This is a genomic window from Mucilaginibacter phenanthrenivorans (genome assembly GCF_024721155.1).
Classification (GTDB): Bacteria; Bacteroidota; Bacteroidia; order Sphingobacteriales; family Sphingobacteriaceae; genus Mucilaginibacter; species Mucilaginibacter phenanthrenivorans.
The window spans coordinates 486,884-506,289 of the sequence record NZ_JAHVAP010000003.1; the positions used below are offsets into that span (position 1 = coordinate 486,884).

Annotated in this window: 21 protein-coding genes; 12 read left to right on the forward strand and 9 right to left on the reverse strand. The window is 42.8% G+C overall.

Going from position 1 to position 19,406, the window contains the following annotated elements:
• Positions 1–228: 228 nt before the first annotated feature.
• A complete protein-coding gene (gene pepT / locus KXD93_RS08605) occupies positions 229–1,482 on the reverse strand; it encodes a peptidase T (protein ID WP_258136612.1) in 1,254 nt (417 codons plus the stop codon).
• Between the two features lie 18 nt (positions 1,483–1,500).
• On the reverse strand, positions 1,501–1,752 hold the full coding sequence (locus KXD93_RS08610) for a hypothetical protein (RefSeq protein WP_258136613.1): 252 nt from the start codon (positions 1,750–1,752) through the stop codon (positions 1,501–1,503).
• A gap of 848 nt (positions 1,753–2,600) precedes the next feature.
• On the opposite strand from KXD93_RS08610, the gene KXD93_RS08615 reads away from it, so the two are divergent.
• The 5 genes from KXD93_RS08615 (at position 2,601) to KXD93_RS08635 (ending at position 6,849) form a co-directional block, all read left to right on the forward strand.
• Positions 2,601–3,338, forward strand: coding sequence for an outer membrane beta-barrel protein (locus tag KXD93_RS08615; protein WP_258136614.1), 738 nt, complete (start codon positions 2,601–2,603; stop codon positions 3,336–3,338).
• Between the two features lies 1 nt (position 3,339).
• A complete protein-coding gene (locus KXD93_RS08620; RefSeq protein WP_258136615.1) occupies positions 3,340–3,696 on the forward strand; it encodes an MmcQ/YjbR family DNA-binding protein in 357 nt (118 codons plus the stop codon).
• Positions 3,697–3,955: 259 nt separating this feature from the next.
• On the forward strand, positions 3,956–4,243 hold the full coding sequence (locus tag KXD93_RS08625) for a GIY-YIG nuclease family protein (RefSeq protein ID WP_258136616.1): 288 nt from the start codon (positions 3,956–3,958) through the stop codon (positions 4,241–4,243).
• 216 nt (positions 4,244–4,459) lie between these two features.
• A complete protein-coding gene (locus KXD93_RS08630; RefSeq protein ID WP_258136617.1) occupies positions 4,460–6,202 on the forward strand; it encodes a M14 family zinc carboxypeptidase in 1,743 nt (580 codons plus the stop codon).
• The gene (locus tag KXD93_RS08635) at positions 6,199–6,849 is read left to right on the forward strand and encodes a rhomboid family intramembrane serine protease (protein WP_308726283.1); all 651 of its coding nucleotides are present in this window, start codon (positions 6,199–6,201) and stop codon (positions 6,847–6,849) included. The genes KXD93_RS08630 and KXD93_RS08635 overlap by 4 nt, the downstream gene beginning before the upstream one ends.
• On the opposite strand, the gene KXD93_RS08640 is transcribed toward KXD93_RS08635, so the two are convergent.
• The gene (locus KXD93_RS08640; protein WP_258136618.1) at positions 6,818–7,828 is read right to left on the reverse strand and encodes a hypothetical protein; all 1,011 of its coding nucleotides are present in this window, start codon (positions 7,826–7,828) and stop codon (positions 6,818–6,820) included. The two genes, KXD93_RS08635 and KXD93_RS08640, sit on opposite strands and share 32 nt — an antisense overlap.
• A 33-nt stretch (positions 7,829–7,861) precedes the next feature.
• Here KXD93_RS08640 and KXD93_RS08645 point away from each other — a divergent pair, with 33 nt between their 5' ends.
• The gene (locus KXD93_RS08645) at positions 7,862–8,875 is read left to right on the forward strand and encodes a dipeptide epimerase (RefSeq protein WP_258136619.1); all 1,014 of its coding nucleotides are present in this window, start codon (positions 7,862–7,864) and stop codon (positions 8,873–8,875) included.
• Positions 8,876–8,922: 47 nt separating this feature from the next.
• On the opposite strand, the gene KXD93_RS08650 is transcribed toward KXD93_RS08645, so the two are convergent.
• Positions 8,923–9,255 carry a HepT-like ribonuclease domain-containing protein gene (locus tag KXD93_RS08650; protein WP_258136620.1) on the reverse strand — a complete coding sequence of 111 codons (333 nt, stop codon included), beginning with the start codon at positions 9,253–9,255 and terminating at the stop codon, positions 8,923–8,925.
• Complete coding sequence (locus tag KXD93_RS08655; RefSeq protein WP_258136621.1) at positions 9,245–9,547, reverse strand: nucleotidyltransferase family protein; 303 nt, start codon at positions 9,545–9,547, stop codon at positions 9,245–9,247. The genes KXD93_RS08650 and KXD93_RS08655 overlap by 11 nt, the downstream gene beginning before the upstream one ends.
• Before the next feature lie 92 nt (positions 9,548–9,639).
• Here KXD93_RS08655 and KXD93_RS08660 point away from each other — a divergent pair, with 92 nt between their 5' ends.
• Positions 9,640–10,506 (forward strand): 3-keto-disaccharide hydrolase, encoded by an 867-nt coding sequence (locus tag KXD93_RS08660; protein ID WP_258136622.1) that lies wholly within the window; start codon positions 9,640–9,642, stop codon positions 10,504–10,506.
• A 64-nt stretch (positions 10,507–10,570) separates the two neighbouring features.
• Here the strand turns inward: KXD93_RS08660 and KXD93_RS08665 are convergent, their stop codons facing one another.
• Genes KXD93_RS08665 through KXD93_RS08675 form a run of 4 tightly spaced genes read right to left on the reverse strand, consistent with a single transcriptional unit; the run spans position 10,571 to position 12,502 of the window.
• Positions 10,571–11,038: a hypothetical protein gene (locus tag KXD93_RS08665; protein WP_258136623.1), complete on the reverse strand. Its 468-nt coding sequence runs from the start codon at positions 11,036–11,038 to the stop codon at positions 10,571–10,573.
• Between the two features lie 39 nt (positions 11,039–11,077).
• A complete protein-coding gene (locus tag KXD93_RS08670) occupies positions 11,078–11,983 on the reverse strand; it encodes a prohibitin family protein (protein WP_258136624.1) in 906 nt (301 codons plus the stop codon).
• Positions 11,984–11,992: 9 nt separating this feature from the next.
• Positions 11,993–12,184, reverse strand: coding sequence for a DUF6358 family protein (locus KXD93_RS30620; protein ID WP_373417352.1), 192 nt, complete (start codon positions 12,182–12,184; stop codon positions 11,993–11,995).
• Positions 12,185–12,187: 3 nt separating this feature from the next.
• Complete coding sequence (locus KXD93_RS08675) at positions 12,188–12,502, reverse strand: rhodanese-like domain-containing protein (protein WP_258136625.1); 315 nt, start codon at positions 12,500–12,502, stop codon at positions 12,188–12,190.
• Positions 12,503–12,622: 120 nt separating this feature from the next.
• Here KXD93_RS08675 and KXD93_RS08680 point away from each other — a divergent pair, with 120 nt between their 5' ends.
• The 5 genes from KXD93_RS08680 (at position 12,623) to KXD93_RS08700 (ending at position 19,373) form a co-directional block, all read left to right on the forward strand.
• The gene (locus KXD93_RS08680; RefSeq protein ID WP_258136626.1) at positions 12,623–13,741 is read left to right on the forward strand and encodes a DUF4407 domain-containing protein; all 1,119 of its coding nucleotides are present in this window, start codon (positions 12,623–12,625) and stop codon (positions 13,739–13,741) included.
• Between the two features lie 68 nt (positions 13,742–13,809).
• Complete coding sequence (locus KXD93_RS08685) at positions 13,810–16,008, forward strand: right-handed parallel beta-helix repeat-containing protein (RefSeq protein ID WP_258136627.1); 2,199 nt, start codon at positions 13,810–13,812, stop codon at positions 16,006–16,008.
• Positions 16,009–16,230: 222 nt separating this feature from the next.
• Positions 16,231–17,928, forward strand: a complete 1,698-nt coding sequence (gene pafA, locus KXD93_RS08690) for an alkaline phosphatase PafA (RefSeq protein ID WP_258136628.1) — start codon at positions 16,231–16,233, stop codon at positions 17,926–17,928.
• A 117-nt stretch (positions 17,929–18,045) separates the two neighbouring features.
• Entirely contained in the window at positions 18,046–18,675 is a 630-nt protein-coding gene (locus tag KXD93_RS08695; RefSeq protein WP_258136629.1) for a thiamine phosphate synthase, read from the forward strand.
• A gap of 128 nt (positions 18,676–18,803) precedes the next feature.
• Entirely contained in the window at positions 18,804–19,373 is a 570-nt protein-coding gene (locus tag KXD93_RS08700) for a thiamine pyrophosphokinase (protein WP_258136630.1), read from the forward strand.
• The last annotated feature ends 33 nt before the right edge of the window (positions 19,374–19,406 follow it).

The window sequence follows — 19,406 nt, forward strand, 5'->3', positions numbered from 1 at the left end:
TATAGGAGTTGGGGCTTGTATTTTTTGTAACGGTTGTTGCAGGGGGATAACAGGTGTTCAGGACGCGACAGTATTGATGCCTGTCACAACCATCACACTGTTACGGTCTGTGACGTGTGACAGGGATCAAATGTACAAATATGCGGATGTGCGAATGGAAAAAAGCGAAAGGATTAGTCAACGCCTGGATTTTTCATCCGCATACTCGCACATCCACGCATCCGCACATCAACCCCTCTCTTCCCAAATCACACACAAATGCAAAATAGTTTCAACGGCCTTTTGCATATCCTGTACCGACACCCACTCCTGCTTGCTGTGAAACGCATGTTCGCCGGCAAAGATATTGGGGCAGGGCAAGCCCATAAAGGAGAGTCGTGAACCATCGGTTCCGCCCCGGATGCTGCAAAGTTTTACTTGAAGCCCGGCGCGCTTCATGGCTTCCATGCCATATTCAACAATCTGCGGGTGCTGATCCAGCACGCTTTTCATGTTGCGGTATTGTGGTTTTACCTCCAGGCTATAAGTTGATGAGGGGTAATTTTTTAAGATCTCATCAGCAATCTTGCGGATCGCGTCGGCGTGTCCAGGCAGCTTGGCATCATCAAAATCGCGGATGATAAAATCAATACTTGCTGTTTCCACATGCCCCTCAATGGCTACCGGGTGTACAAAGCCCTGCATGTTGTCAGTGCCCTCGGGCGATAGTTCAAAGGGCAGTGCGGCAATTATTTGCCCTGCGATCTTTATAGCGCTCTCCATCTTGCCCTTTGCAAAGCCAGGGTGCGAACTCAATCCATTAATAATAAGTTTTGCACCGTCGGCGGAGAACGTTTCATTTTCCATATTGCCGGCGCTTTCGCCATCCATGGTATAGCCGGCATAAGCGCCAAGTTTTTCAATATCCACCTTGTCGACCCCGCGACCAACCTCTTCGTCAGGAGTAAATAAAATTCGGATCTTACCGTGCTTTATTTCGGGGTGATTGATCAATTGATAACAGGCATCCATAATTTCGGCTACACCGGCTTTGTTATCGGCACCAAGCAAGGTTGTTCCGCTGGCGGTTACAATATCGTTACCCAATTGGTTTTTAAGGTCTGAATGATCTTTTAATCTTATTATTTGTGATGGGTCATCGGGCAGGATAATATCATCGCCCTGGTAATTTTTATGAACAAGTGGCTTCACTCCTGTACCGCTGCAATCGGGTGCAGTATCCATGTGCGAGCAGAAGCAGATCACCGGGACATTAGCCTTATCTGTATTGGCAGGGATAGTGGCGTATACATAGCCATATTCGTCCAAATGAGCATCGGCAATGCCTATTTCAAGCAGCTCTTTTACAAGCAATCTGCCAAGGTTTTTTTGTTTTTCTGTTGATGGGAACGTTTCCGAAGAGGGGTCGGATTGTGTATCGATTGTTACGTATTTTAAAAACCTGTTTACAACCGTAAAAGCAAAAGGTGAATTAAGAATCATCACCTAAAGGTATTGATTTTATTTTATTACGATCAAATCGTCATCAGGAATGATCCATTGCTTGTTGCCGGCATCAGTACAATAATAGAAATTCATATCATAATTTGATTGTACATACAGGCTATCCACGGTAAATGGGTTAGTTGAACCCGGGAGTTTAACGTTGCTGTCCATTCTTACTTTTGTTCCGGGAGGTAAAAGCCGCAAGTCTGACGAAGACTTTTTACACGCGCATAATAGTAATAAGGCAAAAATAAAGGTCCATTTCATCTCATCAATTGTTAGTCTGCCCCAGGCCCATAAAAAGGCCCCGAAACAAAAGTTTACAAAGTATAGGTGTTCTTAAATTTATCAAACCGGACATCGGATAGATAGCCCTTCGGATTATTACTTATCAAAAATAATACCCGTATGGCACTAAAGAATGTCAAATGTGGAAAACTAATAATTTATCAATAGAAAATATAAAATTTTGTAGTTCAGTAAGTTACATAGTAACGTTTTTGTTACATAAATTTAAATCGTAAAAAAAATAAAAAGTTTTCAACACTTGTTAAGCGGGGAAATAATATGACTTTATGCGTAACTTATTGCCCAAATATGGCTTATAAAATATATTATTATACATAATCAGCTTATTAACACGCCTTAAATGGGGTCTAAGCATGGGTGCCGGACTGCCGATTTACGTTAACTGTTCGTGCAAAATGTGCTGCCAAAGCCCCATATTTTAAATTTCCCTGAATTCCTAATATGCAGCAGTATACAGAGTTATAGACACTGTGTTAATAAAAACCAACGGATTTAGTTTAAAATAAATATTTCATTTGCTACAGGCGCGTTTACTACTGTTTAAGTTTAAAAATCACAATTGGCTTTAAAACAGATACTTGAAGCCGCCTGGTAAATTATTTACACAGTATTGGATTAAACCGTAAGGAGAATGCCGGATTGTTGGTTGGATGCGGTAAGGGAATAGCTGTTGCGGGTTTGTTATCTTAAGGAAGAACCTGCACCGCGAAAACTACTGCACTATTATTATTGAAAAAGTTTACCGAACATTTATTTGAAGCATATCGTTTAAATACAATCAGGGCGATTAATCTGAGAAGTTGAATTTGAAAAAGTTTATTTTATTTATTGTTGCGGTAATTGTAACGGTTGGAGCGAAAGCACAGGCGGGATTCAATTACTACGAATTTGGTGTTGGCGGCGGCTTAAGCTATGAGCACGGCTACACCAATATTCCAAAGCAAAATAACGACATCGGTCTTAATTTAAATCTCATCTACAACTATAACCCTTACCTGCCCATGGAACTGGAATTCCAAAAGGGTCAGTTGTCCGGCGGAGGGCTAACAGTTGATAAGGATCTCTACGGGCGAAAATACGTTAACAATTTCCTGGCGGTTTATGCACATGTTGATGTGCAGCTGGGTTCTTTTATTGATTACGGTAATGATGGTTTTCTAAACTTTATAAAAAACTTCTATGTTGGTTCGGGTATCGGCTTGTTGCGAAATAACAACACGGTACAACGTACAAATGTAATAGCGGCAAACGGGCCGCTGATCTACGTTTTTCCAGGTAAGGACAAAAGCACCAACTATTCCGTTCCCCTCCGGATAGGTTATGAGGTTAAAATATATGACTCATACGCCGAACCAGGCTGGGCAATTGATATTGGCTACATACACAATTTTGTTTTTGGCGAGGGATTAGATGGTTATGACGATCCTACCGCTAAATTTAAAAACAATGCTGTTAACCAGTACCGGCAGATTACCATCGGGTTTAAATACTTCTTTGGCAATACTGTATCCTATAATAAGCTGGTAAGGCACTACGGTTTTTAACATGAACATTGAAGAACTTCGTGATTATTGCCTGCTAAAGCCAGCATCTACCGAAGGCTTGCCCTTTGGCGAAGATACCCTGGTTTATAAGGTAGGCGGTAAAATGTTCCTGCTTACAAGCATCACTAAAGGCGATACATTCAACGTTAAATGCGACCCAGAACTCGCGGTTGAGCTGCGCGAACAATACACAGAAGTACAGCCCGGTTACCACATGAACAAAAAAATGTGGAACACAGTAAGCATGCACGGCTCATTAACTATCAAACAGTTGCATGAAATGATCGATCACTCTTATGACCTGGTGTTTAAGGGCCTCCCAAAAAAGCTGCAGGAGGAAATTAAGGCAGGAAGTTAATAATTGTAACACTAAGTGCGAGGGGTTGTCATGGTGAGCCTGTCGAACCACGACGTGCGTAAAGGCCAGGAGATGTTTTAGTGAAAGATAATTAGTGCGAGGGGATTGTCAAGGAGCTTGTCGAACCACGACGTGCGTAAAGGCATGAAGATACTTTTAGGGAAGGATAATGAGTGCGAGGGGATTGTCATGGTGAGCCTGTCGAACCACGACGTGCGCGAAGGCCTGAAGATGCTTTTAGGGAAGAAGAATCATCATAATGAAACAATATTTTGCATACATATTGCTCTGCAGCGATAATTCCTACTACACGGGTATAACTAATAACCTTGAAAGCCGGTTATACGATCATGAAAACGGCGTCGATCCAAAATCGTATACATTCAAAAGAAGACCGGTTAAATTGGTATTCCATGAAATGTTTCATGATGTTAACCAGGCCATTGCTTTTGAAAAGCAAGTCAAAGGGTGGCGAAGAGCAAAAAAAGAAGCTATAATTAATGGTGATTGGCATTTATTGCCTGGATTATCAAAAAACAACATGTAGATGCGCAGCGCAGGCCCCTTTGCATGGCGGCTTTGCATAGCGTAAAGGCCACTGCCCGCGTCGTGGTTCGACAAGCTCACCATGACAGGCCCTTTTGGCTGCTGGGTAAACCATTTACAATTCAATAATCTATTGTTGAGTTTCTTTTTATCAGTAACCAATAAGATACATTTTTATTGGGCTCCGCTAATTATATTTGTCACAAAGCCCATTTTCATGAAAACACTTTTATCAGCACTGCTTGCCTGCTTTATTTTCTTTAATGCCAGCGCTCAGCTAACACCATTTGAATTAAGCAAGGACAAAAACTACACCGCTACCTACGGCGAAGTAATTGCCTACTACAAAAAGCTCGCAGCTGTAAATCCGCAAATGAAGCTGTTTAACTACGGCACAACAGATATCGGCAAGCCATTGACGCTGGTAGTATTGTCAAGGGATAAGGTGTTTGATCCGGCGCTGATAAAAAAACAAAACAAACGCATCCTGCTGATCAATAACGGTATTCATCCTGGTGAACCGGAGGGGATAGACGCTAGCATGATGTTTGCCCGCGACCTGTTAAAAAAGAATGCCCTGCCAAAAAATGTGGTGATCTGCATGATAGCCCTTTATAATATTGATGGCAGTATGAACCGCGGATGGAGCAGGGTGAGCCAGAACGGTCCGCGCGCTTATGGTTTCAGGGGTAATTACCGTAACCTGGATTTGAATAGAGATTTTATAAAGGCTGATAGCCGCAATGCACTGGCTTTTGAACAAATAGTAAATACCTGGAATCCGGAAGTTTTCCTTGATAACCACACCAGCGATGGCGCGGATTACCAATATGTAATGACGCTGATTGAAACCCAAAAGGATAAACAAAACCCGATCCTTTCAAAATACACATCAGAAACACTTACACCTGAGCTTTATAAAAGAATGAAAAAGGGTGGGTATGAAATGATCCCATACGGAGCCGGTGAGCGGGGTTTACCTGATTCGGGCATTGTGAGCTTTTTAGAGACGCCAAGATTTGCTACAGGCTATACTGCCCAGCGCAACATCATCAGCTATATTACCGAAACGCACATGCTGAAATCGTTCGATAAACGTGTGTATGCAACCTATGATTTTGAACAGCACCTGGTTGATATTTATGAGCGTGATGCCAAACTCATCGGCGAGTTAAAACGCAAGGCCGATGAACAAGTCGCCAAACAAAAAACCTTTGCTTTGGATTGGGATGTGGACTTTACCAAAGTGGATACCATAACCTTTAAAGGCTACGCCGCACTGTACAAACCAAGCGATATAAGCGGGCTAAAACGCCTTTATTACGACAGGAACCAGCCTTATACCAAGGTTGTAAAATATTTGAATACCTACAAGGCAACAGATAGTGTGGATAAGCCGCTGGCCTATGTGATCCCGCAGGCATGGGGTAAAATAATTGACCTGTTTAAACTGAATAGCGTGGCCATGCATCGGCTGACACATGATACCACTATTGCTTTGCAGATGTACTATATCGATGACTACAAAACGCCGCAGAAGCCTTTCGAAGGCCATTACCTGCACAGCAATGTAAAGCTGAACCCTGTTGATATGAAAGTTAAATTTTACGACGGCGATTATGTAGTGTACACCAACCAGTCGCTTAACCGTTATATTGTTGAAACACTGGAACCACGTGGTGTGGATTCGTTTTTTGCCTGGAACTTTTTCGATTCGGTGTTAGGTGAAAAGGAATATTTCAGCAATTACGTATTTGAAGATAAGGCCGCCGAAATGCTGAAGACAGATCCCGAACTAAAGAAAAAGCTGGATGACGCCAAGGCCAAGGACCCAAAACTGGCAGCAAGCGCCGGGGCACAATTAAACTTTTTATACCGCAACTCTATCTATTTCGAAAAAACATATCTTCGCTACCCGGTCGGCAGATTGATGACCGATGCTAAACTCGACTTGAAATGATGGAATATTTGCAGATGGCGCCGGTGGCGTCCGTCATATTTGCTTTTACTATATTAACTTCTTTATGGGCATTTTATAATGAAAATGTATATGCCCAAATGATCCTGCACCCTTTTAGCGTGGCACGCGGACAACGGCAATACACCGTACTAACCAGTGGCTTTATCCATGCCGACTGGATGCACCTGTTCTTCAACATGCTAAGCTATTACTTCTTTGCTTTCCAATTAGAAGCAGGTAGTGATGGTATTCCTGGGATAGGCCACTGGCAATTTGGCGTCTTATATTTTGTAAGCTTAATACTAAGCGATCTGCCGACGGTTTACAAGCATAGGAATGACGAATGGTATCATAGCCTTGGCGCTTCGGGTGCAGTGAGCGCTGTTATTTTTAGTGCCATTTTATACAATCCTGTAGGCAAAATGCTGATCATGCCGATACCTGTTGGGATCCCTGCATGGCTATTTGGTGTTCTATACCTGGTTTATTGTAATTATGCCTCCAAACGGGCCACAGATAATATTAACCATGATGCGCACATGTTTGGCGCACTAAGCGGGTTGCTGATAACTATAGCGCTTAATCCTCATGTTGTAAACCAGTGTATAGGCAAGCTTACCGTGGCAGCTCAATCGTTGTTTCACTGATCACGCTGCCATCCGGATTAAGCAGGAAGCTCATGGGCTCCTCGGGTTTTTTAATAATCTCCAACAGCAGGAAGCCCCAGTTTTTCCAGAAGCTTTCCAGCACCTGGCCATAAATTTTATTTACCCAGTCGTCAAATAACGGCTTGCTGCTTAATCCGCGCAAGGGCATGGCCTCTATATAAATCTCATCGCCGGCAGGCAACACATTATATTCAGGCAGGCGGTTAAACAGGTAGGCCGAATAAAACACCCGCCCGCAAAACTCCTCAAACTGGATTGGATGCAGCACCTGGTCTTTTATTTTATCATACATTTCCTGGTGATAGGATGCGTTAGCGCCGTTATCCTGCAGGCAAATGATCAGCCCGAAATCGCGGATGCGTAATGAAAAGGTAAGGGTATTGATCTCATCGCGGTAGCCAAACTCCACCGGGTTATTATCCACCTTAAAAAGAAAAATGCTATAAGGTTTAAAATCCTCAAAAATGATGGGCAGGTTAAGGCTCTGCAACATCATATGCATGTTTGCGAACTTGTGGATGATGGATTGCGAAATGTTAAACTCCTCGCCTTTAGAGTGCTGTAGTTTTATCCCGCTTTGTACCTCGTTAAATATTAACCCGTAAAGCATTTTGGCCGCCCATTGAAAAAGCTTCAGATCATCCAGCCCTTTTACAGCATCGTAACCAATTTCAAAGGCTGCGGCAATTTCAATTTCCAGTGGTTCCAGGAAAGCTTCATTGATATGTGCTGCACAGGGAATTTTAATATCCTTGTAGGTGGCCATGCTTTCATCCAGCATTTTAAAAGGCTTATCTTCCAGTTCATAACGGCTCATCAGCCATTGCGGAAACACCTGGATCTTTTCTTCTTCGGAGGTGAGCACCTCGCCGGTTAAAAAGCATTTGCGGTTACTAAAGTTAAACGAATCAAAAGGATGGTAAATTTCCTGGGCCATGGGCGCAAAGATACGCTTCATATTCGATCAGAAAATTTTAGCTTTGAATTTAACATGAAGCTGACTTACCAACCATTCGAGCTGCTGCTTAGGCACACCTTTACCATCGCCAAATTTTCGCGAACCTCCACCCCTATCATGCTTATTCAAATTGAACACGAGGGCAAAATTGGATATGGCGAGGCATCCATGGTGCCTTACATGGGCGAGAGCTTTGAAACGGCTACCGATTTTCTAAATAAGGTAGATGCCCGGCAGTTTCAGTATCCCTTTGATTTTGGGTCGATAATAGCCTATTTGGATAGCATTGCACCCGGTAACCCCGCCATAAAAGCCGGGATCGACATTGCCCTGCATGATCTCGACGGCAAACTGCAAAACAAACCCTGCTGGCAGCTGCTTGGCTCCGATCCCTTAAAAATGCCGGCAACCAGCTTTACCATCGGCATAGATACACCGGAAGTGATCATCCAAAAAGTAAAGGAAGCCCCCGACTGCAAAATAATAAAAGTAAAGCTTGGCCGGGACAGTGACCGGGAATTGATAAAAACCATCCGCTCCGTTACCGATAAACCGCTATTTGTAGATGCCAACCAGGGGTGGACCGACCTGGAGCAAAGCCTCGACCTGATCCACTGGCTGCATGAACAGGGTGTGTTATTAATTGAGCAACCAATGCTAAAAACAGATATTGATAGTAATGCCTGGTTAACAGAACGCAGCCCGATCCCGCTAATCGGTGATGAAGCAGTACAGCGCCTGCCCGATGTAGAAAAGGCAAAAGGAGTTTACCACGGTATCAACATAAAGCTCATGAAATCCGCCGGAATGTACGAGGCGCACCAGATGATCCTCAAGGCAAAAGAGCTCGGCTTAAAGCTGATGATCGGCTGTATGAGCGAAACCAGCTGCGCCACGCTTGCAGGTATTGCCCTTGCTCCACAATGTGATTGGGCAGATCTGGACGGACCATTTTTGACCAGCAATAACCCGTATCAGATGCCGGAGTTTGTTGATGGAAAATGGGTGTTGGGGGATGATGCGGGGTTAGGAATAAAGCACGAATAGGGACGAATTTTTTCGAATTTCACGAATTAGGAAAAAGGAAGTTTACTTTAATTTAACAGGGCGTCAATTTCCGCTTCTAATTTGGGTAGATGCTTAACAACAATTGACCAGATAATATCGTCAGATACGCTATCATACCCATGGATGATCCGGTTCCTGGTGACAATTATTTTTTTAATGTCGGTTATTGCAATATCTGGTTGTTGTTTTATAATTCGATTTGCCGCCTCACCAATAATCTCAACATTTCTCTCAATCGCTCTTTTTGTTTTAAGATCCTTTTTAAACTGGAAAAAGTCCTTTTTGTCGGGAAGAAACTCATTGATCTCAACGATTGCCTGCTTCATGTCAGAAAGCCAGGTTCTAATTTCATCTTCCATAAACAAGCACTTTGGTATTATCAATCTGCTTTTTTAGGAAAGGATTTTTAAGTGCTTTATCCTCTAACAGATCAACCGGGCGGTTAAGGATTTGCTCCAGCTGAAATTTTAGCGCGAAGTAGTTATCAGTATAATCTATAGGATCTTTGCTATCGATGTCGACTATCAGATCTATATCGCTTGTAGATTTTAAATTATTAGAAACAACAGATCCAAAAGCAAATAGTGACCTGACATGATACGCATTGCATAGTTGTTTTATCTGCTCGATATGATCCTTTAATTCTTTCACGATAGCCAAAGTTACTAAAAAGCCTTAAGTATGAGAATTATCCGCAATAAATCCATTAGTGTAATTCGATTTAATTCGTGACATTAGTGTTCATGAAAAACCTCCTCCTGTCCATTTCCTGCATCGCTGTCCTTTTATGTTCCACTTCATTCCAACCCAAAGATGAATGGACACCACTGCTTGATAAAAACCTGACTAAATGGAATATCTACCAAAGCTTCCGCATCCCGGTTGGGTATAAAGGCGAAGTGCTTAAGGATGCTAACGGCACCCCGTTAAAACCAATCGGGTATAACAAAAACCAGGATCACGTATTTTCTACCATTATCGAAAACGGCGAACCTGTGCTGAAGATTGATGGCGATATCTACGGTTGTATTTTTACCAAACAGGATTTTGCAAATTATCACCTCAAGCTAAAAGTAAAATGGGGCGACAAAAAATACTCGCCGCGACTAAATGAAGATAAGGACTCAGGTGTTTTATACCATTCGCAAGGTGAATGCGGGGCAGAATATTTCCATACCTGGATGTTGAGCCAGGAATTCCAGGTGACAGAAAAAGGTATGGGCGATTACTGGTCGCAAGCCAGTTCACGGTCAGACGTTAAAGCCCGCAAGGACGGCAGCAATTATTATTTTGATGATAAGGGCACTGTAATGTCATTTGGCAGCGGCACAGGCAACGGCGGCTTTTGCCATGCAGGCATTGATGCTGAAATAAAGGGTGGCTGGAACGAGTTGGAGCTAATTACATACGGCGATAAAAGCATCCGCATTGTAAATGGCAAGGTGGTAATGGCACTATCAAACAGCCGATACATGGTTAATGGCGAAGCAAAACCCCTGGTCAGCGGCAAGATCCAGCTGCAAAGTGAAGCTGCTGAAGTTTATTACAAGGATATTGTGATAAAGCAGATTGATAAGATGCCGACGGAGTATGAGAAATACTTTAAATAATTGACACGAATGAGAGCGAATTAAGGCGAATTTCACGAATTGAAACGATGAAGAATCTTACCAATTACCTTCGCAATTTATAAATGTATTCCTTATTAAAGGCTTGGTAATGCAAGCTATCTCTTTTAATAAATTCTGTTTCACCAACCAGCTTTAGTGTTGTTTCGGAAAGGAAAACAATATCAAAATTCTTATAGATCCTTATAGTGTCTTTCCCGCTCATTTCCAAGTCGGCGATAAAAACGATAGTAGTAATCTTTCGATTTGGATTGGTATGTAGGTAATACAAACCCTTGTTTTGAGAAATAGCATCTCCATTCCAGGACTTGAAGGAATAACGACCTCGAGCTTTAAATGTTATAGTTCCCCGCGCCAAATCGCTTTTATAAAACCCACCCTTTGGAGAAGAGACACTATCCAGCACCCATGTGCCTGTCAATTTGGCTTGGGCATCATTTGAATGTATCGAACAAGAAAATAAAGGCAATATTAAGCAACAGATTGTTATACCATTGATTAAGTCGCGCTTCATTCGTGAAATTCGCCTTAATTCGTTCTAATTAGTGCTTACTTATTTATCACTCAACATTATCGGGTTATTCCCTTTGCCACCCATAATAATAATCTTGGTATTGGGTGATAAGGCAATATCGCGCTGAGCTAAGATAGATTGGTATTCCAGCTGTTTGTCGGTTAAGCCGGTAGCCAGGATTTTTTGATAGTCGGCGATACCTTGTGCTTCCACACGTTTACGGTCGGCTTCCTGGCGTTCCTTTTGGAGCACGAACTGCATTTTCTGTGCTTCCTGCTCTGCCTGGATCTTTGATTCGATACTGGCGCGAACAGTTGCAGGCAGCGTTATGTTACGCACCAGGATCTGTTGTACAGATAAACCATTTTTAGCGAAGTTATCAGTAATCGACTTGTTGATCTTGAACTGGAATTCCTCGCGCTTGGTTGAATACAGGTCGACAGCTACATAGTTAACCGCATTATCGCGGATAGATGTACGCGTAATCGGGCGAACAATCTTATCCTCGTAATTGACACCGATGTTTTGATAAATGTATGGAGCCTTTGAGGGAATCACCTTATAAAGCACGGAAAGATCAATCTTTACCTCCAAACCGTCAGATGACAATACACTGATGGCATCATCTCCCTGAACAGCCCCTTCACTGGTTTTACCGCTCATGGTGTAGTTTTCAGTCTGGATACTGAACGTGGTCACGTCAACAAAAGGATCGATTATGTGTAAACCACTTTCGAGGATACCATCCTGCACCTTGCCGAACAGTGTTTGTACGCCAACCTTACCGGGATCAATTATTTTAACCGAGGCAAGCAAGACACCTACAAGGATAACTAAAACGGCAACTTTATTAATAGTTCCTGCATAGCGGCCGGCAGGTTCGGGCGAGCGTTTAAGCACTATGCCCACTACGAGCATAATGATACCTAATATTGCGATAAACATAGTTGAGAATTAAGGGTTTTTTTGTGCGTTTTTAACTTCTTTTAAAAGCCTTATTTTAAGCACGATAAATATAGCAATAATAAATACCGCGCCTATTAAAAACACATAGTTCCCCAATTCGATACCGTAATGATAACCTGCAATTATACATATGAAGATACATATGTTATACATCACGTTTAAAAACATCTTTTTGGCCATGGCTCAATATACGCTAATATTTGGGTCAATCTGATCCGCCCAGGCCAGTATGCCGCCCTGCAGGTTATAAAGATTGGTAAAGCCCTGCTGCTCTAATTGCATGATAGCTGCTGCGCTGCGTTTACCACTGCGGCACATTACCACTACTGGCTTGTCTTTTTCAACTTTTTCCGACTCAATTAAAATACCGCTCAGGGGAATGGATAACCCGCCAAGGTTCGACATTTCGTATTCAAAATCTTCCCTAACGTCAATTAATTGAAAATCTTCGCCTTTATCTTTCTTTTCTTTTAGTTCCAGTACGCTTATTTCTTTCATGGTTTTGATAATAATAGTGGTCAAAGGTAATTGTTATCCTTCAAATATTTAGGTCTGATGTTTGTAACATTCAATGCCTTACAGCGTTTCATATATGTTTGCACACAGATAATAATATTGATGAAGAAGGTAACGCGTTTTTTCTGGTTCTGTTCAGGGGCCCATATAGGTACTTTAAAGAAATATCCGCTCGAACATAATAAATACGTAGGCATAGGCGCCACCATATTTTTCACCGCATTATTCGCCTCATTATCTGGTGGTTATGCTATGTATTTTGTTTTTGCCGGCAACGCATTTGCAGTTGTTTTTGCTATACTATTTGGTTTGATTTGGGGTACCGCCATATTTAATATGGACAGGTACATTGTATCCAGTATTGATAAACAGGGATCAACGAATCAGCAAATTTTACAGGCGTCACCCCGGATCCTGTTAGCAATAATGATCGGCATAGTTATATCGCGGCCGTTGGAACTAAAGATCTTTGATAAGGAAATCCGTCAGAAATTAAAGACCTCCTACCTTAAGGGCCAGCACCGTAAGATAGATACCCTCACCAAAACATACACCGATAAATATGCAATGGAGCTGGGTAAGGATAAAGACCTGAAAAAGGAAAAGGACTCGTTGGAGAGCGATATCAACCGTTCACGTGCACAACTTAACCAGGAAGTTTTTGGCGAAAAAAATGACCAAACCTCAGGCATCACAGGTTATGGCACCTATGCCAAACAAAAACAGGCTGTGTTACAGGAGAAGGAAGATCGCCTGAAACAGGTTACCGATAACCAGGCAAAAATGGACGATTACCTTGCAGCCCGCAAAAATTACGAGGGGGTGAACGATATCCGCTTGTTTAATGACCATCAACTGGACAGCCTCTCGAACGTGGCCGGGTTCAGCGACCGGAATTGGGCTTTGGGACAATTGGCTTATAATGAAAACGGCACCCGCGATCTGGACACCTACCTGGCTGAAACATTTATCAGCTGGCTGTTCATTTTGTTTGAATGTTTACCGGTGTTGGTAAAGCTGATGTCGCCAAGGGGCGCTTATGACGTGGCCGTTTCAAAAATTAACAAGGCCGACGAGTATTATGCCGAGCGCGACATGGAGCGGCATATTGAAGTAACCAAAAGCGTGTACGATCACCGTTTAGAGCGGGACATTGATAAGGAGAAAAAGATTATCTCGGCACAAACGGACTATGATATTGAAAGGCACAGTTATGATTAATGACGTCGGGAAGGTGGATTAGGATAGTTTGGGTTGATTAAGTTAAATTGCGGATATTTTTCAGAAGGATGACCTTGAAACGTACCTGCCAGCTTCTTTTTTTATTCATTACTATTACTGTAAGCCATCCTGGCTTTAGTCAAAGTAAAAGTATATCGCTTTTTAAGGGTATAGTTATTACACATTCCGGCGTAGTCAACAGCAGGATTTATCATTTTCAACCGACGGATTCAATGTCTGCGGCACCGATAATTATTGAGGGCGATAACATTGTTGTTGATTTCAGGGGAGCCATCATACAGGGCAGTACGGATCTTGAAAACCCCAATAAGTTTATAGGAACCGGCATCATTATAAAAAGCGGGAAAAACATCACCCTAAAAAACCTTACAATAAAAGGCTTTAAAATAGGCTTGATGGCAAAAGGAATTAAGGAATTAAAAATTACCGGCAGCGATTTTAGCTATAACTACAAGCAACATTTAAACAGCACCCGCGACCGCGAAGACCTTGCCGACTGGCAAAGCTACCATCATAACGAAAACGACGAATGGATGCGCTACGGTGCCGGAATTTACCTGCGCGATTGCGACAAAGCTGAGATTCATGACGACACCATAATAGAAGGGCAATGCGGGTTGATGATGACCAATTGTAATGACGGGCTGATCTACAATAATAATTTCTCTTTCAATTCGGGTCTTGGCATCGGGATGTACCGAAGCAGCCGCAACCGCGTGCTGTATAACAAACTGGATTGGAACGTAAGGGGTTACAGCGACGGCGTTTATTACCGCGGACAGGACTCGGCGGGAATTTTGGTATTTGAGCAATGTAACGATAACACATTTGCATACAACTCTGTAACACACTCGGGCGATGGCTTCTTTCTATGGGCCGGGCAAACCACAATGGACACCGGGCAGGGTGGCTGTAACGACAACCTGCTTTACGCCAACGATTTTTCATATGCGCCTACCAATGGGATTGAATTGACCTTTAGCCGAAACAAGATCATCGATAATATTGTGCATGATTGCTGGCATGGCATCTGGGGCGGATTTAGCTACAATACCATTATTGCCAACAACGATTTTGCCGGCAACATGTCGACAATTGCTATTGAGCACGGAATGAATAACGTGATAGCACAAAACACATTTAAGGGCGATAAGGTTGGGATTGAATTATGGTCGAACCCCAAAATGGCAAAAAGCTATGGGTACGTACAGAAACGGGATACCCGGAGCATGAAATACACCATCAGCAACAACACTTTTAGCAATGTGAAAAATGTGTTTAACATAAATAACACCAATGATATCGATATAATTAATAGTAAAATAACCGGCAGTACGATGCTGCAAAAACTGGATTCGACAGTAAATAATATCTCCTTTGATAAAATCGGCGACCAGGTAAAACCATTGATCGACAGCAGCTTTTTCCCGAAAATTGAGGGTGTTCCTCACCCACAAAATGCAATGTTGCCTAATGGACATGCAAAAGGGCGCAAGTATATTATAATGGACCAATGGGGACCATATAATTTTGATTACCCCATAGCCTGGTGGCAAAAAACCGATAGTACCGGTAAAATGTATTTTGATGTGATGGGTCCTGCGGGGAAATGGAAGATCGTCAAAATAAAAGGTGCAGGAAATCCGTCGGTTCAGGGTGGAACAGTTCCTTCAAAACTTACGGTGCAAAAAGACCTTGCTGCGCTAACAGATATTGATATAGAAATGGAATATACCGGAAGTGCAATTACATCGCCATTTGGTGTAAGAACTAAAACCGGTGCCCCTTACATATTCCATTACCGAGAGTTTGATGTCCCTTTTCATTGGCAGATGAAGTGGTTCGTTTTTGATGCAACCAGTGATCCGGTAAAAAACGGGACTGCGTTTAACAAATTGCTCAGTGGCGCGCCTGTTAAAACAACAGAGGGCAAGGAAATCGGCAATGTGTTTGGTAAGGCCTTTGGTAAAAACATTGCCCGGGAAAAGATAGCTACAGTTTCAACAACAGCAATTGATGTTCCTGGCGGAGTGTACAGGATAGGCATCAGTGCATCAGAAATTGTAAGGGTTTATATCGACGATAAATTAATTATTGAAAACTGGGATCCTGCTAAATTGAAAAATGATGAAGATAACCATAAAGATACGATCATTCCGTTAAATGGGAGGCACTCCATTCGCATTGAGCAGGCACAATACGCAGATTATGGGATGCTGAATTTTTCGATAACTCCAAAACTATAAACTTACAATATCTGCGAAATACTCTCACAGAAACAAATCATCCAGGCATAATTATGATTAAAAATATCTCCTTGTAATCGTCCTTCATGTGGTTCGCAAACAGATAATCTAAAGGGATTTATTATTATCCGACGCAGACAAGCATAAACAATTGATAACAGAAATATCACATTGTATTTTAATTGCATTGTTGATATTTGCAAAACTTAACATTTTTTTAAGATGAGGATAAAACATCTACCCCTTATACTACTTGCCTTTGTAACTATTTCATTATCGGCACAAACAAAAAAGAAAAAGCCGGCAATTGCCACTGCTTCTGTAGCTGCTCCTGTTACTAATTCATTGCCCCGCCCCAAACTGGTAGTCGGTATTGTTGTCGACCAGATGCGTTGGGACTACCTGTACCGTTATTACGACCGCTACTCAAACAACGGCTTTAAGCGTTTATTGAACGAGGGCTTTACCTGCGAAAACACCCAGATAGATTATATTCCTACATTCACCGGTCCCGGTCATAGCTGTGTTTATACAGGTTCAGTTCCATCTATCCATGGCATTGCGGGTAACGACTATATCATCCAGGCTACAGGTAAATCAATGTATTGCGCTGAGGATACTACCGTACAAACAGTAGGCAGCACCTCAACAGCCGGAAAAATGTCGCCGCGCAACCTGTTGACCACTACCGTTACTGACGAGTTGAGGTTAGCTACCAATTTTCGGTCAAAAGTTATCGGGATTGCGCTTAAAGACCGTGGAGGCATTTTACCCGCAGGCCATACCGCCAATGCCGCCTATTGGTTCGACGACAAAAGCGGCAACTGGATCACCAGCACCTATTATATGAACGACCTGCCTCAATGGGTTAAGGATTTCAACGATCAAAAGCTGCCCGAAACCTATTTAAAGCAGGATTGGAATACACTGTATCCTATTGATACCTATGTACAAAGCACCGAAGATAACAGCAAGTACGAGGGTAAATTTAAGGGAATGGATGCTCCTACCATGCCGGTTAAAACATCGGCCATATATAAAAACAATTTAGGCCTTATTCGCTCCGTTCCTTACGGCAATACCTTAACGCTGGACCTGGCGGTTGCCGCCATAAACGGCGAACAATTGGGCCAGCGTGACGTTACTGATTTTTTAGCTGTAAGCTTTTCGTCTACAGATTATATTGGCCACCAGTTTGGTGTAAACGCGGTTGAAATTGAAGATACTTATTTGCGCTTAGATCGTGATTTCGCCTCATTCTTCACCTATTTGGATGCAAAGGTCGGCAAGGGTAATTATACCATTTTCTTAACTGCCGACCATGGTGCGGCGCACAATACCGCGTTTTTAAAGGATCATAATATTCCTGCCGATGTATGGGATGATGCCCAGGTTTTAAAGAACTTAAATACCTATCTGCAGGACAAATACAAAGCCGACCATTTAGTATTGAGCCTTACCAATTACCAGGTTAATTTGAACTACAAAGATATACGCTACCTGCATCTTGATGAAAACATCTTAAAACAGGATTGCATTACCTTCCTGGAAAAGGACCCTGCAATAGCATTTGCTGTTGACATGAAAAAGGTGCAAACTGCCGACATCCCCGAAGCCCTCCGTACCCGCATTATAAACGGCTACAGCATTGAACACAGTGGCGAGGTGCAGATCATTTTAAAACCGGGTTATTTTACCGGTCATGGCTCGGGCGATAGCGGTCCTACAGGAACCACACACGGCACCTGGAACCCTTATGACAACCACATCCCGCTGGTATTTATGGGCTGGGGCATCAATCACGGCAGCCTTACCCGCGAAACACACATGACGGATATCGCAGCCACCATAGCGGCATTGCTGCATATCCAGGCACCCAACGGCAGCATCGGGCACCCGATCAGCGAAGTGTTGAAGTAGGTTGGGAAAGTCCGGAAGTCAGTAAAGTCCGAAAGATGAAAAAGAGCGTTTTAATTAGTTATCACCAACAATAATCTTCCGGACTTTCGGTCTTTTCCGACTTTCGGACTTCATAACATGAAAAAATACATCTCCCGCTTCCATTACATCACGCAGGATCTGCGCACCCGCAGCCACCTAAAGCAGGCAACAATAGCTTGCGAGGCCGGGGCCAACTGGATCCAGTACCGTTGCTTAACGAAGCCGGATGATGAATTAATTGAGGAAATAGACGAGATAGCTTCTTTGTGCGACGATTGGGGCACAACCCTTATCCTAACCAATCATTACCACTTGCTGGATAAGGTTGATGCACAGGGCGTACATATAGAAGATTTTGATGCTGATTTTAAAGCCATCCGCAAGGCCATCGGCAACGATAAAACCCTGGGTGCATCGGCGACAAATACACACCGCTTGTTAGCCGCACAGGCAACAGGTGTTGTTGATTATTGCGGATACGGTCCGTTTGCACTTACCAGCACCAAGCCTAATAATTATACCCTGCTTGGCCTTGAGGGTTACCGGCAACTGGTCGACAAACACCCGGAGATCACTATGCCTGTAATAGCTGTAGGCGGCATCCACATTGAGGATGTCGACCCGCTGATAAAAACCGGCGTTTATGGCATTGCGGTTTCAGCAGCAGTAAATTTGGCAGTTGACCCCGCAAGGGCGTTTAAGGAATTTTATAAGAAGATCCATTGAGGGTGTCTGAATCAGAATTTTCAGAATTATAGAATAAACAGAATTCTTATTAAACAGCAAACATATCTTATTAACTTAGATAAGTAAACTAACATCTTGAAAATTCATTAATTCTGTAAATTCTGATCATGTCTTCACACCACGTAGTTCGCGAAAAACAGGAGCCTGCCTTGCTGGTGCTGGGGCTTGATAATTTTGACGACGAATTACTGGGTCAGCTGCTGGAATGGAGTCCAACTGTTATAACCACAGCCAATACTGCCGAGAAGATGAACAGCTACGGGATAAAAATTGACTGGATAATTACCGACAGTGTGAATGAGGTGGATCAATCAGACGTTAAGCTGATGTCGGCAAACAGCGATAACCTGGCTGAATCAGCCTTGAAATACCTGACCGCTTATGAGTACCCATCAGTAAATATCGTTACCGATGATTTGAACCTGCTGGATTACGAACCCTTTGCCGACGAAATAAACCTTGTTATTTTTCACGCGGGCAAAAAGATCTTCCCGGTGGTACCCGGCTTTAGTAAATGGAAGCCAGCAGGCGACACTATTGAATTGCTAACCGACGCGAAGGACCTGCACTTTACCGGCCTCGAAAAAGTTAGCGATAAGCTCTATAAAACCACCCACGATGGCATCTTTAGCATCCATTTTAACGCGCCATTTCTATTTATTGCAGAAGAGTTATAGTATTTAACACTTTTTTGACGCCTGCCTGTTATT

Excerpts from the sequence above, each read along its gene's own strand:
- KXD93_RS30620 (WP_373417352.1), bottom strand. The coding sequence starts at position 12,184 with ATGGCCAAAAAGATGTTTTTAAACGTGATGTATAACATATGTATCTTC.
- pafA (WP_258136628.1), top strand. The coding sequence starts at position 16,231 with ATGAGGATAAAACATCTACCCCTTATACTACTTGCCTTTGTAACTATT.
- KXD93_RS08610 (WP_258136613.1), bottom strand. The coding sequence starts at position 1,752 with ATGAAATGGACCTTTATTTTTGCCTTATTACTATTATGCGCGTGTAAA.
- KXD93_RS08695 (WP_258136629.1), top strand. The coding sequence starts at position 18,046 with ATGAAAAAATACATCTCCCGCTTCCATTACATCACGCAGGATCTGCGC.
- KXD93_RS08630 (WP_258136617.1), top strand. The coding sequence starts at position 4,460 with ATGAAAACACTTTTATCAGCACTGCTTGCCTGCTTTATTTTCTTTAAT.
- KXD93_RS08675 (WP_258136625.1), bottom strand. The coding sequence starts at position 12,502 with ATGAAAGAAATAAGCGTACTGGAACTAAAAGAAAAGAAAGATAAAGGC.
- KXD93_RS08635 (WP_308726283.1), top strand. The coding sequence starts at position 6,199 with ATGATGGAATATTTGCAGATGGCGCCGGTGGCGTCCGTCATATTTGCT.
- KXD93_RS08640 (WP_258136618.1), bottom strand. The coding sequence starts at position 7,828 with ATGAAGCGTATCTTTGCGCCCATGGCCCAGGAAATTTACCATCCTTTT.
- KXD93_RS08660 (WP_258136622.1), top strand. The coding sequence starts at position 9,640 with ATGAAAAACCTCCTCCTGTCCATTTCCTGCATCGCTGTCCTTTTATGT.
- pepT (WP_258136612.1), bottom strand. The coding sequence starts at position 1,482 with ATGATTCTTAATTCACCTTTTGCTTTTACGGTTGTAAACAGGTTTTTA.
- KXD93_RS08645 (WP_258136619.1), top strand. The coding sequence starts at position 7,862 with ATGAAGCTGACTTACCAACCATTCGAGCTGCTGCTTAGGCACACCTTT.
- KXD93_RS08680 (WP_258136626.1), top strand. The coding sequence starts at position 12,623 with ATGAAGAAGGTAACGCGTTTTTTCTGGTTCTGTTCAGGGGCCCATATA.
- KXD93_RS08670 (WP_258136624.1), bottom strand. The coding sequence starts at position 11,983 with ATGTTTATCGCAATATTAGGTATCATTATGCTCGTAGTGGGCATAGTG.
- KXD93_RS08620 (WP_258136615.1), top strand. The coding sequence starts at position 3,340 with ATGAACATTGAAGAACTTCGTGATTATTGCCTGCTAAAGCCAGCATCT.
- KXD93_RS08650 (WP_258136620.1), bottom strand. The coding sequence starts at position 9,255 with ATGGAAGATGAAATTAGAACCTGGCTTTCTGACATGAAGCAGGCAATC.
- KXD93_RS08685 (WP_258136627.1), top strand. The coding sequence starts at position 13,810 with ATGACCTTGAAACGTACCTGCCAGCTTCTTTTTTTATTCATTACTATT.
- KXD93_RS08700 (WP_258136630.1), top strand. The coding sequence starts at position 18,804 with ATGTCTTCACACCACGTAGTTCGCGAAAAACAGGAGCCTGCCTTGCTG.
- KXD93_RS08665 (WP_258136623.1), bottom strand. The coding sequence starts at position 11,038 with ATGAAGCGCGACTTAATCAATGGTATAACAATCTGTTGCTTAATATTG.
- KXD93_RS08625 (WP_258136616.1), top strand. The coding sequence starts at position 3,956 with ATGAAACAATATTTTGCATACATATTGCTCTGCAGCGATAATTCCTAC.